The organism is Ruminococcoides bili, assembly GCF_040093295.1.
GTDB classification, from domain to species: Bacteria; Bacillota; Clostridia; order Oscillospirales; family Acutalibacteraceae; genus Ruminococcoides; species Ruminococcoides intestinale_A.
The window spans coordinates 1-12,459 of the sequence record NZ_JBBNJY010000047.1 but is presented as its reverse complement, the minus strand read 5'-3'; the positions used below and the strand labels follow the sequence as shown (position 1 = coordinate 12,459).

12 protein-coding genes and 1 riboswitch are annotated in these 12,459 nt (G+C 38.7%); of the genes, 4 read left to right on the top strand and 8 right to left on the bottom strand.

The annotated features are described in order from the left end of the window. Positions 1 to 234: 234 nt before the first annotated feature. The 3 genes from AAAY30_RS10325 to AAAY30_RS10315 all read left to right on the top strand — a co-directional run bounded on the left by AAAY30_RS10325 (position 235) and on the right by AAAY30_RS10315 (position 3,194). Complete coding sequence (locus AAAY30_RS10325; RefSeq protein WP_252558419.1) at positions 235 to 1,158, top strand: S1 RNA-binding domain-containing protein; 924 nt, start codon at positions 235 to 237, stop codon at positions 1,156 to 1,158. A 129-nt stretch (positions 1,159 to 1,287) separates the two neighbouring features. Continuing rightward, the gene (locus tag AAAY30_RS10320; protein WP_186935280.1) at positions 1,288 to 2,550 is read left to right on the top strand and encodes a DNA recombination protein RmuC; all 1,263 of its coding nucleotides are present in this window, start codon (positions 1,288 to 1,290) and stop codon (positions 2,548 to 2,550) included. 116 nt (positions 2,551 to 2,666) lie between these two features. Continuing rightward, complete coding sequence (locus tag AAAY30_RS10315; protein ID WP_302333722.1) at positions 2,667 to 3,194, top strand: hypothetical protein; 528 nt, start codon at positions 2,667 to 2,669, stop codon at positions 3,192 to 3,194. A 213-nt stretch (positions 3,195 to 3,407) separates the two neighbouring features. Here AAAY30_RS10315 and gpmI read toward each other — a convergent pair whose 3' ends face one another. From gpmI to trmL, 5 genes are all read right to left on the bottom strand, one after another. Continuing rightward, positions 3,408 to 4,919: a 2,3-bisphosphoglycerate-independent phosphoglycerate mutase gene (gene gpmI, locus AAAY30_RS10310; RefSeq protein ID WP_022235304.1), complete on the bottom strand. Its 1,512-nt coding sequence runs from the start codon at positions 4,917 to 4,919 to the stop codon at positions 3,408 to 3,410. A 98-nt stretch (positions 4,920 to 5,017) separates the two neighbouring features. Next, complete coding sequence (gene tpiA / locus AAAY30_RS10305) at positions 5,018 to 5,785, bottom strand: triose-phosphate isomerase (RefSeq protein WP_294663184.1); 768 nt, start codon at positions 5,783 to 5,785, stop codon at positions 5,018 to 5,020. Positions 5,786 to 5,838: 53 nt separating this feature from the next. After that, the gene (locus AAAY30_RS10300; protein WP_022235306.1) at positions 5,839 to 6,189 is read right to left on the bottom strand and encodes a hypothetical protein; all 351 of its coding nucleotides are present in this window, start codon (positions 6,187 to 6,189) and stop codon (positions 5,839 to 5,841) included. Positions 6,190 to 6,259: 70 nt separating this feature from the next. Then, positions 6,260 to 7,471: a phosphoglycerate kinase gene (locus AAAY30_RS10295; RefSeq protein WP_195410713.1), complete on the bottom strand. Its 1,212-nt coding sequence runs from the start codon at positions 7,469 to 7,471 to the stop codon at positions 6,260 to 6,262. 183 nt (positions 7,472 to 7,654) lie between these two features. Continuing rightward, positions 7,655 to 8,167 (bottom strand): tRNA (uridine(34)/cytosine(34)/5-carboxymethylaminomethyluridine(34)-2'-O)-methyltransferase TrmL, encoded by a 513-nt coding sequence (trmL, locus tag AAAY30_RS10290; protein ID WP_022235308.1) that lies wholly within the window; start codon positions 8,165 to 8,167, stop codon positions 7,655 to 7,657. Between the two features lie 118 nt (positions 8,168 to 8,285). Between trmL and AAAY30_RS10285 the strand changes: the two genes are divergently transcribed. Beyond that, positions 8,286 to 8,468: a hypothetical protein gene (locus tag AAAY30_RS10285; RefSeq protein ID WP_303248643.1), complete on the top strand. Its 183-nt coding sequence runs from the start codon at positions 8,286 to 8,288 to the stop codon at positions 8,466 to 8,468. A gap of 193 nt (positions 8,469 to 8,661) precedes the next feature. Here AAAY30_RS10285 and AAAY30_RS10280 read toward each other — a convergent pair whose 3' ends face one another. From AAAY30_RS10280 to AAAY30_RS10270, 3 genes are all read right to left on the bottom strand, one after another. Continuing rightward, positions 8,662 to 9,174 carry a DNA-deoxyinosine glycosylase gene (locus tag AAAY30_RS10280; RefSeq protein ID WP_294663179.1) on the bottom strand — a complete coding sequence of 171 codons (513 nt, stop codon included), beginning with the start codon at positions 9,172 to 9,174 and terminating at the stop codon, positions 8,662 to 8,664. A gap of 18 nt (positions 9,175 to 9,192) precedes the next feature. Then, the gene (locus AAAY30_RS10275) at positions 9,193 to 10,536 is read right to left on the bottom strand and encodes an MATE family efflux transporter (protein WP_303248644.1); all 1,344 of its coding nucleotides are present in this window, start codon (positions 10,534 to 10,536) and stop codon (positions 9,193 to 9,195) included. Between the two features lie 160 nt (positions 10,537 to 10,696). Beyond that, positions 10,697 to 12,073, bottom strand: coding sequence for an NAD(P)/FAD-dependent oxidoreductase (locus AAAY30_RS10270; RefSeq protein ID WP_117705567.1), 1,377 nt, complete (start codon positions 12,071 to 12,073; stop codon positions 10,697 to 10,699). Positions 12,074 to 12,150: 77 nt separating this feature from the next. Then, positions 12,151 to 12,249, bottom strand: a riboswitch (purine riboswitch). Between the last annotated feature and the right edge of the window lie 210 nt (positions 12,250 to 12,459).

Here is a 12,459-nt window from a genome sequence, read left to right as displayed (position 1 = left end):
TTTGGTCAACCTTTTCAAAGGTTGACCAAACTTTTATAATCGTGACTGATAATTTAATCTTGCTCAAATTTTATTGTCCGATTAATATTCTGTAAAATTTTCTTTCGGTTATATTTTTTATTGCAAAATCATACTAATATTTGTAACCAAATATGCTTACTGAAAAGTCAGCCATACGCTGACATTGCGACAAACAGAAATCAGTAGCGCAATAAAATTAACGGAGGCTGTAAAATGTCAGAATATTTACCCGAAGGAAAACTCATTTTAACACAGGATAATATCAACACGCTCCACAGCTTTTCTTTATTAAGTGACGCAAAAAAGGAAGGAAAAATTCTTGAGGCAAGGGCCTGCGTTTGTGATGCAGAACATAATCTTATTGTTGACCTCGGCATAATGAAAGGAATTATCCCACGTGAAGAAGGTGCAATCGGTATTCGTGAAGGTACGGTGCGTGATATTGCGGTAATTTCAAGAGTAAACCGCCCTGTATGTTTTATCATCACCGACTTTGCCGTTGATGAAAACGGAGAACGCTTTGCAGTTCTTTCAAGAGAAAAGGCACAACAACGCTGTATGAAAAATTACATTTCTCACCTTGTCTGCGGCGATGTAATTGATGCTCGTATCACCCACCTCGAAAACTTCGGTGCATTTGCCGATATTGGGTGCGGAATTGTGGCTCTTATGCCGATCGATACAATTTCCGTATCACGAATAGAACATCCACGGGAAAGATTCACGGTCGGAATGGACATCAGAGCTGTAATAAAATCCATCGAAAACGGCAGAATAAGCCTAAGCCATAAGGAACTTCTCGGCACTTGGGAAGAAAACGCAAACAACTTTTGTGCAGGCGAAACCGTTGCGGGAATTGTACGCAGTGTAGAAAACTACGGTGCGTTTGTAGAACTTGCCCCTAACCTTGCAGGACTTGCAGAAAGTAAGGACGGCGTAAAAGCAGGTCAGCAGGCAAGCGTTTACATAAAAAGCATCATTCCCGAAAAAATGAAAATTAAAATCATCATCATTGACACTTTTGATTACAAATACAATCCGCAAAAACCTAAGTATTACTGCAACGGCAATCATATCGACAGATTCTTATATTCCCCCGAGGGTTGCAGTAAACTTGTGGAAACGGTATTTAATTGAATTTATAACTATATCACAGCAGACTGTCAGTTTGGCAGTCTGTTTTTGCATAATTTATAAAACATTCGTTTGACTTTTTAGCCTTGAAATGCTAATATATTAGTATAAATTGAATAAGGAAGTGTAAAAATGCAAACGGCACTTGATATTATTATAATTGTTTTGCTTGTTATTGCAGTTGTTATGCTCGGCATTGTTATCCTTAATCAGCTAAAAAAAGCATCGGACAACAGCAACAGTGAAGAATTTAAAAGACTTGAGCAAACTATCCGTAACGAACAATCGGCATTGCGACAGGAGCTTTCTTCATCAACTCAAATGTCAGTAAAAAATCTCGGTGATATGATTGCCGCAAGTCAGAATGCATACGCAATCAGCCAGAGTAAGAGCCTTGCTCAACTTGAGGAAAGATTAAAAACATTTTCGCTGACCAACGAACAACAGCTTGATAATATAAGGCACTCTGTTGAAAACCGACTTAATTATATTCAAGAAGATAACAATAAAAAACTTGAAGAAATGCGAAAAACCGTTGATGAGCGTTTACAGCAATCCATAGAAGAAAAAATGAACCGCTCATTTTCACTTGTCAATGAGCGACTTGAGCAGGTTTATAAAGGTCTTGGAGAAATGCAAAGCCTTGCCGTCGGTGTGGGCGACCTCAAAAAAGTCCTTTCAAATGTGAAAACACGAGGTATTCTCGGAGAAATTCAATTATCCGCAATTTTAAGCGAAATTCTCTCGCCCGAGCAGTACGAAGAAAATGTCGCCACAAAAAAAGGTTCAAAAAATGTAGTTGAATTTGCAGTCAAACTTCCCTCCGACGATGATAAATTTATTTATCTGCCTATTGACTCTAAATTCCCGGGTGATACCTATGCGGCTTTGCGTGACGCCATTGACGAGGGCGACAAAATAAAAATTGACCTTGCCGCAAAAGCGCTTATCACAAGAATAAAAAGTGAAGCAAAGGATATTCACGATAAATACATAGATCCCCCCTACACCACCGAATTTGCAATTATGTTTTTGCCTTTCGAGGGATTGTACAGTGAAGCAGTAAACCGAGGTCTTGTTGAAATTTTACAGCGTGATTACAAGGTAAACATCGCAGGCCCGAGCACTATGGCGGCATTACTCAATTCATTGCAAATGGGCTTTAAAACTCTTGCCGTGCAAAAAAGAAGTGCCGAAGTATGGGAAATTTTAGGCGCAGTAAAGCAGGAATTTGACAAATTCGGAGATGTGCTTGAGGCAACTCAACAAAGACTTGATCAAGCAAATAAGGAACTTGACAAACTCGTAGGTGTGCGTACAAGACAAATCCAGCGAAAGCTCAAAGATGTACAGACTCCTGCCAAAGAATTATCCGAAAAAATATTTGATGCCTAAAAATAAAGCGTACGCCAAAACGGTGTACGCTTTTTCAGCATAAAATGACATTTTTACTTGAAAACAATTGCAAAGTATAGTAATATATAATTATCAGAATTGGAATGGTAATTGCAATGAATATTAATGAAGTTTATCTAAGAATAATTGAAACTGAAAATGACAGCGATGTTGTAAAGCTTGCGAAAAAGGAAGTTATGGTAATTCCGATTTTAATAAATGCAATGCTTGACGAAAATAATTGTCGTGCGCAAAATATACTTATCGACCTTAGCGAACAAACACCTCTCTTGGTGTATCCGTATTTTCAATACATAATACAGGCGCTTGACAGATATGATAATTTTACAGCTTGGAACACATGGAGAATTATAGCTAATCTTTTAGTTGTTGATTATCTTGAGATGTGGGAAGAAATTAAAGATAAATACTTTGCGGCCTTTAACAGTGAAAACATAGCAGAAATTCTTGTAGTTGTTTCAACCGCAAAATTCATTATAAAATACAAACCTAAGGATAAAGAAAAGATTACAATACTTGCAAGTGAATGTGTAAATAATGAATTTAAAATTTGCAACGAACCTGCCCCGCATTTAAATACAGTTGCAAAACAGGCAGTTGACGAATTTTTCAACAATTTGTAATAGCAATGTTAATAACTTGTCGGGAATTATAAAATAATAATTATGATTTAGCATACTTTCGCCTAAATAATTATAATTGCTTTGCGAAGTATTTTTGCTAAACTGTAATTTAAACATTATCCCAACATTTAACCAAAACCTAATAAAAAACAAGAAAGCTGTACCTGAATACTCAAGTACAGCTTAATTTTATGCAAAACTTATTAAGTAAAATTACTTAATAAGGCTAACGCCGTCCATTTCTGCAGGCTGCTCTAAGCCCATAATCTGGAGCATAGTAGGAGCAATATCAGCAAGTCTGCCACCCTCACGAAGCTGGCAATCATAGCCTACTACACAGAAAGGAACAGGATTTGTTGTATGAGCTGTAAACGGTGAACCGTCAGCGTCTACCATCTTATCTGCATTACCGTGGTCGGCTGTGATAAGAGCAACACCGCCCATTTTCTTGATAGCCTCAACAACTCTGCCTACGCAAGTGTCAACAGCCTCAACAGCCTTTACAGCTGCCTCGAATACTCCTGTATGACCAACCATATCACAGTTAGCGTAGTTTAAGATAATCATATCATACTTACCGCTCTCAATAGCAGGTACGAGCTTGTCTGTAACCTCATAAGCACTCATCTCAGGCTGTAAATCATATGTTGCAACAGCAGGTGACTTAACAAGGATTCTGTCCTCGCCCTCATACTGCTTTTCAACACCGCCGTTGAAGAAGAATGTTACATGAGCGTACTTCTCTGTTTCGGCAATTCTAAGCTGTGTCATACCCTTGTTTGAAACATACTCGCCAAGTGTATTCTTAAGTGTCTGCGGCTTAAATGCAACATCAACATTTGGCATTGTAGCGTCATACTGTGTCATACATACAAAGTTTACAGGGAAAAATCCGTTCTTTCTCTCAAATCCCTTAAATTCAGGATCAACAAAAGTTCTTGTAATCTCTCTTGCTCTGTCAGGACGGAAGTTAAAGAAGATAACGCTGTCGTTTGGCTTAACCTGTGCGCCGCCGTCAACTACAACAGGAACTACAAACTCGTCTGTAACGCCGTTTTCATATGACTTTTCAATAGCACAGCATGGGCAATCGGCTTTTTCACCTTCGCCGTAAACCATAGCGGCATATGTCTTTTCAACTCTGTCCCAGTTATTATCACGGTCCATAGCATAGTATCTGCCTGAAACAGTAGCTACCTTACCCACACCGATTTCTTTCATCTTGTCGAGGAGCTCGTTCATAAATTCAGCGGCACTTGATGGCGGAACATCTCTGCCGTCGAGGAATGCGTGAACATATACATTCTCAAGGCCTTTCTTCTTAGCAAGCTCAAGAATACCGTAAAGGTGTGTATTGTGGCTGTGAACGCCGCCGCTTGAAAGAAGACCCATAAGGTGAAGTGCTGTACCGTTCTCAATAGCCTTATCCATTGCATTTACAATAGCCTCGTTCTCTTTGAGCTTATCTTCATTAATAGTTTTTGTAATTCTTGTAAGCTCCTGATATACGATTCTGCCTGCGCCCATATTTGTATGGCCAACCTCTGAGTTACCCATCTGACCGTCAGGAAGACCTACATCCATACCCGACGCACCAATCTGTGTTACCGGGTTTTCTGCAAAAAGTTTATCAATATTTGGCTTATTTGCTGCTTTAATAGCATTACCTTTCTCCGGTGCAATACCAAAACCGTCGAGAATCATAAGAATTAATGGTTTTTTCATAACATAAATCCTTTCTAAACATTACGGACGACACAGGGAACACTGACTGCAAATTTATTACAGTTATTTCCTTTTGCCGTCCGTACCCAAAAATTTAATTACTTGCTTGCTGCCTTTACAATAGCTGCAAATTTCTCAGCAACGAGTGAAGCACCGCCGATAAGACCGCCGTCAACATTTGTCTTTGAGAGGAGTTCGTCAGCATTGCCGTCATTCATTGAACCGCCGTACTGAATTGTAACAGCGTCAGCGTCAGCCTGTGTGTAAAGCTTAGCGATTGTAGCACGAATAAATGCGCAAACTTCTTCAGCCTGGTCAGCTGTAGCAGTCTTGCCTGTACCGATAGCCCATACAGGCTCGTAAGCGATAACGATGTTCTTAAGCTCGTCAGCTGTAACATTGAAGAGGTCAAGTTTAATCTGTCTTGCGATAACTTCCTCTGTAATGTCGCACTCACGCTCCCAAAGAAGTTCGCCGACACATACGATTGGCTTTAAGCCTGCAGCAAGAGCAGCCTTTGTTCTCTTGTTTACAGTTTCGTCTGTTTCGCCGAAATACTGTCTTCTCTCGCTGTGACCGAGAACTACATACTCAACGCCCATTTCCTTGAGCATAAGAGCAGAAATTTCGCCTGTGAAAGCGCCGCTCTCTGCCCAGTGGCAGTTTTCGGCACCGATTTTTACATTTGAGCCCTTTGTTGTTTCAAGAGCTACGCTTAAATCTACGAAAGGAACGCAAGCGATTACTTCGCAGTCAGCATCCTTTACAGCAGGAACAACAGCCTCAAGAAGTGCCTTAGCCTCTGAAGGTGTCTTATTCATTTTCCAGTTACCGGCAATAATTGCCTTTCTCTTTGTCTTGTCCATTGTAATATTCCTTTCCGATAAATAATTTATAAGAAATTAAAAATTGTTGTCTGTTATTGTTGATAAATAACATTAGCCTGCATGGCCATAAGTGTTTTATCAACTCTCTCCTTAAGCAATTGTTTAGGAAGTGCCCCAACAAAGCCCTTTGTACCCATTTCGCCGACATATACACCCGGAAGAATGGCAAATTTTATCCAAGCCTCAAGCACATAGCTGCCATCGTTATTAACAGAAAGTTTTAAAAACTGCGGAGCGGTAAGAAGGCCTACACCTTTTTTCCAATACTGTTCCCCGTTTTTCTGAACAAACTCAAAATTCTCTCTGTACATAAACTTGCCAAATGCGTCAAAAACCGCATTAGAGTTAAAAGGAGAAGTAAATTTAATTATTGTTCTCGACATATTTATTATATCCTAAATATTGTGTAAACCATTAAGGGCGGAAAAACTCCGCCCCTATTGATTTTATAGATTAATTTTTGTCAGCGATAACTGCGATACCTGGGAGAACCTTGCCCTCGAGGTACTCAAGAGATGCGCCGCCGCCTGTTGAGATGTGGCTCATCTTGTCAGCAAAACCAAGCTGAATAACAGCTGCAGCAGAGTCGCCGCCGCCGATGATTGTTGTAGCGTCTGTTTCTGCAAGAGCCTTAGCAACAGCAATTGTGCCCTTTGCAAGTGTTGGGTTCTCAAATACGCCCATAGGTCCGTTCCAAACAACTGTCTTAGCTGTCTTAACTGCATCTGCAAAGAGAGCCTGTGTCTTTGTACCGATATCAAGACCTTCCATATCAGCAGGGATAGCAGAAGAATCTACAACCTCAACCTCGATTGGAGCGTCGATTGGATCAGGGAATGTCTTAGAAACTGTTGTATCTACAGGGAGAAGGAGCTTTTTGCCGAGCTTTTCAGCCTTAGCCATCATTTCCTTACAGTAGTCAATCTTTGTATCATCAACGAGTGAAAGACCAACTTCCTTACCCTGAGCCTTTAAGAATGTGTAAGCCATACCGCCGCCGATGATAAGTGTATCGCACTTATCAAGGAGATTAGAAATAACATTAAGCTTGTCAGCAACCTTTGCGCCGCCGAGAATAGCAACGAAAGGACGAACAGGAGTTTCAACTGCATTACCGAGGTAGTTGATTTCCTTCTGCATGAGGTAACCAACTGCTGTATCCTTGATGTGGTCTGTAACACCTACTGTTGAGCAGTGTGCACGGTGAGCTGAACCGAAAGCGTCCATTACAAATACATCTGCAAGAGATGCAAGCTCTGATGAGAATGGCTCAAGGTTCTTGGTTTCTTCTTTTCTGAATCTTGTATTCTGAAGAAGAACAACATCGCCGTCCTTCATTTCTGCAACTGCCTTTTTAGCGTTCTCGCCTACAACCTCATCGTCGTCAGCAAAGATAACTTCCTTGCCGAGGAGCTCGGAAAGTCTTACTGCAACAGGAGCAAGTGAGAATTTAGCCTCTGGGCCGTTCTTCGGCTTGCCGAGGTGTGAGCAAAGAATAACCTTACCGCCGTCTGCGATAAGCTTTTTAATTGTAGGAAGAGCTGCTGTAATTCTGTTATCATTTGTAATAACGCCGTCTTTGAGCGGAACATTAAAGTCAACTCGAACGAGAACTCTTTTACCTTTTACATTGATGTCATCAACTGTAACCTTATTAAGATTCATTATTGAACAATCCTTTCTAATAGAAGAATAATGTAAAAATATAGCATTTTTACAGTCAATTATATTATATATCAAAACATTGGTTTTATCAATATAAATCTAAAAAATTTCGAGCAATTCCAAAAAATTTTTCGTATAATAATTGAATTTACGGATTTTTTATGCACAAAATATTTATGAGATTTACTTTAAAACATCGCTCCATTTGTGGTTATGCAGTTCGCCTATACTCTGCAGCTGCGGATAATTCCACTGTCTTAGCACTTCATATGTTGCAATGGCAACTGAATTTGAAAGATTCAGACTTCTTGCCTCGTCAATCATAGGTATTCTGACCGTGCTTTCGGGATACTGCATCAAAAGTTCTTCGGGCAGTCCCTTGGTTTCCTTTCCGAAAATAATATAGCAGTTATCGGGATACTCGGCATCTGAATGAATATGAGTACCCTTTGTTGAAAAGAGAAAATACCTGCCTCCCTTTGTTTTTTCGAGAAAATCGTTTAAATCATCGTAATATGTAATATCAAGCAAGTGCCAATAATCAAGACCCGCTCTCTTTAGCTTTTTGTCATCAATATAAAAACCGAGAGGACGGACAAGGTGCAGACTTGCTCCCGTTGCGGCGCAGGTTCTTGCAATATTGCCTGTATTCTGCGGAATTTCAGGCTCTACCAGCACAATATTAAGCTTTGCCAAATCTTATCACTCCAAAAATTCAAAATTCTGTTTTATTCTATTTTAAATCGTAAACAATAATAATGCAAGAACAATCTTGCTCAAATAATAAATACAATTTTTACAGGAGGAAAGACTTATGTACCATTCACCGATAACAGACATTATGAAAGGTGTTGCCTTAGGTATGATGGCAGGCATAGCTGTTGGCTGCTGCGGAAGAAAAATGTATGACGAAAATCCAAAGCTTAAAAGAAAAGCCAGCAAAGCAATCCACACAATGGAATCCATGCTCGACACCGCACACTATATGTTCAGATAAAAAATCGGCAGTATCATTTTTAAGTGATGCTGCCGATTTTCAGTGTTGAATAAATTATGGTTCAGTAAACTTTCTTTATTTTTTGGCGGATAATTTAGCGTTAGCTAAAATTTCAATGTCCGTTCAAAACCTAAACTAAATCATAATTTAGTACCGCATAACAAGCATAAAACCGCTTATTATGCGGTGCTTTTTATAAGTATTTTAAAATCACATTCCATTCCCGTAAAAGTTTGTCGAGTGTAAATGCCGCATTTGCAGGACTTGTTGACGGAAGTTTTATTGCCTCAATTTGTGTAAACGGATAAATATGCTTTTTATACAGTTTATCGGCGGTCGAACCGTTTGTAAAAATTTGCGATATATTTGCCGTCTGTAAAATCGGCTCAATATCATTCGGCACAACATTCTTTATTGAGCTGTCGCTTGAACCTGTAATTGTGCAGGACTTTATAACATCCCACAAAGCTATGCCGTTACTTAGCAACAGTTGTTTTTTCTCTTCTGCGTTTTCGGGAACGCTTTCATTTAAAAGATTGGCAAGAACTTTCCAAAAGCGGTTTTGCTTATGCCCGTAGAAAAACTCCGCCTCCCGTGATTTTACGGACGGAAAACTGCCGAGAATTAATATTTTGGAATTTCGGTTAAACACAGGCGGTATGGTGTGCAGCAGCCGTAATTCTTCTTGTATGTTTGTTTTTGCCATAGCTGTTTTAATCTCCGATTAAATATTTTTTACTTGTGATTTATTCATTTTTACAATTATTACGGCTATTGCAAATACAATAAATTCAGTCAGAGGAAAAGACCACCAAATTCCCATAATATTAAAGTTATTGTTCAACAGCCACATAAGAGGAAACAATAAAACTCCTTGACGAAGTACCTGAATAACCATACTCGGTACAATTTTACCCATTGCCTGAACATAAGTGGCAATCATGGTAGATACTCCGCCAAAGCAATAGCTAAGCGCCATTATTCTTATTGCAGGTATTCCGACAGAACACATTTTTTCCGATGCGGAAAACAACAAAAGTATTTGTCGCGGAAACAATACCAGTAAAAGCGTACCTACAGCCATTATAATCACCGCTATCGCAGTTCCGCTGTGATATGTCCGATTAACCCGTTCGTATTTTTTTGCGCCGTAATTATAACGCATAATCGGCAAACAACCTTGAATTAAACCGTTTACCGACATAAATATTAACTGCTGTACCTTAAAATACGCTCCGAAAAATGCCACTGCCGTATCAGAATATGTGACTAAAAACAGATTGACAAAAGTTATCATTAATGAACTTAAAACATTCATGGCAAACGAAGGCAATCCATATCCAAATATATTTTTTAACATATGAAAATCAAAAACAAAACTCTTGATTTTCAGTTTTACCTTTTGCTTAGTAAACATAATTACATATAATGAAATCAGCATTGACAAAACATAGCCTAAAACGGTTGCCAAAGCAGCTCCTTTAATTCCCATTTCAGGAAAAGGACCTATTCCAAAAATAAGCAATGGGTCAAACACAAGATTAAAAACCACTCCTGCAATCTGAAACCACATAGGAGAAATCATATTGCCTGTTGCCTGCAGCATTTTTTGAATTGCAATATGTACCATATTCGGCACTTGCATAAATGCACAAATCTGCATATATATACAGCCGTATTCAAAAATTCGGCTGTCCTCCGTAAAGGCAGAATAGTACGGTGTCATAGTCAAAAGTACAATTATATTAACAATTATACCAACCGATAACGACAAAATCAATCCCATTGTAACAACAGAATTTGCCTTGTCCTGCCTTTTTTGCCCCAAATAACCGGCAATCAAAACATTTATTCCGACTCCAATCCACACCGAAAGTGAGTTCATTAAATTTGTAATCGGAAAAGACAAAGATACTGCCGCAAGGGCTTGCTCATTAATGCAGGCAACAAACATACTGTCTATCATATTATATGAATATTGCAAAAACATAGAAATCATAGGCGGCAAGCACATCTTAATTATTAATCTGTTTATAGGTTGATATTCCATTTTGTTACAGGTTTCCATAAAAACTCCTCCAAAACAAAAAAGTCACACCCCGCAAAGGGTGTGACGAAAAAACTTTGTTGAAAAATTCACACAAATTTTCTACTTACATTATAGCACGGTACAAGTATTTGTCAAATAAAAGTTATACAGAGAACCATTAAAATATTCTCTATTGACTTTACTGATTGAGAATTTCTCTTGCAACAAACACACCGCTTGCGCTTGCGTGTGACAAGGAATGAGTTACACCACTGCCGTCGCCGATAATATAAAGTCCTTTATGAAGCGACTCAAGGTGTTCGTCAACTTCAACTTCCATATTGTAGAATTTAACCTCAACGCCATAGAGCAATGTATCATCATTCGCTGTACCCGGCGCAATATTATCAAGGGCATAAATCATTTCAATAATGCCGTCAAGGATTCTCTTAGGCAATACAAGACTAAGGTCACCCGGTGTAGCCGACAGTGTAGGAACAACCAGACCTTCCTCAATTCTTTTCGGGTTACTTCTGCGGCCACGGATTAAATCGCCAAAACGCTGAACAATTACTCCTCCGCCGAGCATATTACTAAGTCTTGCAATGCTTTCGCCGTAACCGTTACTGTCTTTAAAGGGTTCTGAAAAATGCTTGCTTACGAGCAGCGCAAAGTTTGTATTCTCCGTTTGTTTTTCCTTGTCCTCATAACTGTGACCGTTTACTGTAATAATGCCGTTTGTGTTTTCTGTAACTACACTACCCTTAGGATTCATACAGAATGTACGCACATTATCCTCGAACTGCTCTGTACGATATACGATTTTACTTTCATAAAGTTCGTCTGTAAGATTTGCAAAAATTACAGCAGGCAGCTCAACACGAACACCAATGTCAACTCGGTTAGATTTTGTCGGAATTTTAAGGTCATTGCAAACTTTTTCCATCCATTTACTTCCACTTCGACCAACTGAAACAATACATTTTTCACACTCGTAACTTTCTTTTTCGGTGTTAATGATATATCCTTTATCATCACCCAAAATTTCAATATTGCTGACAGGAGTGTCAAAGTAAAAATCGACCTTATCCTTAAGAAAATTATATATGTTATTCAACACAATGTAGTTTTTATCAGTACCGAGATGACGAACAGATGCGTCCAATAAATTAAGTTTGTTCTGCAAGCAAAGTTTTTTAAAGCCTGAACCTGCTGTTGAATACAATTTAGTACCGCTTCCGCCGTACTGCATATTTATATCATCAACATAGTGCATTAATTCAATAGCCTTTTTCTTGCCGATATATTCATATAAAGTACCGCCGAAATCATTGGTAATGTTATATTTACCGTCAGAAAAAGCACCTGCGCCGCCAAATCCGCTCATTATTGAACAAGTTTTGCAAGAAATACATTTTTTCACCTTGTCGCCGTCAATAGGGCATTTTCTTTTTTCAAGCAAATGACCCTCTTCAAAAACAGCAACCTTGAGGTCTGAATTGTTAGTAATTAATTCATAGGCAGAAAAAATACCGCCCGGGCCTGCACCGACAATAATTACATCATATTTTTTCATCATTTTTCATTTTTCTCCTTTATGTTAAAAAGTAAAGCGTAAAGGCAAATAAAAAAACCACCAAAAACAACTATAATATGCCCCTACTCGGGGATTATAGTTAAACAGTTTAAGGCAGTTTGTAGATACACCCGTCCGTATTACGAGTTTATATAATCTTGAACCTGCAATATTATAGCAAATTATATTACAACCGTCAATAGCTATTTTTATTTTTATGTAAATTAGAGGGATATTCATTATCAGTTTGGCATTTAAATTTAGCTAACGCTAAATTATCCGCAAAAAAATAAAAAAGTTTACTCAATTTTTTCAAAAATTGCGGGTTTGGGCAGAGCCCATAAATACTTTCCGTTTACGCAATCTGTTTGGCTATCGTCAGATTG

Bases quoted from the DNA above. Each gene is read 5' to 3' on its own strand.
- AAAY30_RS10325 (WP_252558419.1), top strand. From the start codon at position 235: ATGTCAGAATATTTACCCGAAGGAAAACTCATTTTAACACAGGATAAT.
- AAAY30_RS10320 (WP_186935280.1), top strand. From the start codon at position 1,288: ATGCAAACGGCACTTGATATTATTATAATTGTTTTGCTTGTTATTGCA.
- AAAY30_RS10315 (WP_302333722.1), top strand. From the start codon at position 2,667: ATGAATATTAATGAAGTTTATCTAAGAATAATTGAAACTGAAAATGAC.
- gpmI (WP_022235304.1), bottom strand. From the start codon at position 4,919: ATGAAAAAACCATTAATTCTTATGATTCTCGACGGTTTTGGTATTGCA.
- tpiA (WP_294663184.1), bottom strand. From the start codon at position 5,785: ATGGACAAGACAAAGAGAAAGGCAATTATTGCCGGTAACTGGAAAATG.
- AAAY30_RS10300 (WP_022235306.1), bottom strand. From the start codon at position 6,189: ATGTCGAGAACAATAATTAAATTTACTTCTCCTTTTAACTCTAATGCG.
- AAAY30_RS10295 (WP_195410713.1), bottom strand. From the start codon at position 7,471: ATGAATCTTAATAAGGTTACAGTTGATGACATCAATGTAAAAGGTAAA.
- AAAY30_RS10285 (WP_303248643.1), top strand. From the start codon at position 8,286: ATGTACCATTCACCGATAACAGACATTATGAAAGGTGTTGCCTTAGGT.
- AAAY30_RS10280 (WP_294663179.1), bottom strand. From the start codon at position 9,174: ATGGCAAAAACAAACATACAAGAAGAATTACGGCTGCTGCACACCATA.
- AAAY30_RS10275 (WP_303248644.1), bottom strand. From the start codon at position 10,536: ATGGAAACCTGTAACAAAATGGAATATCAACCTATAAACAGATTAATA.
- AAAY30_RS10270 (WP_117705567.1), bottom strand. From the start codon at position 12,073: ATGAAAAAATATGATGTAATTATTGTCGGTGCAGGCCCGGGCGGTATT.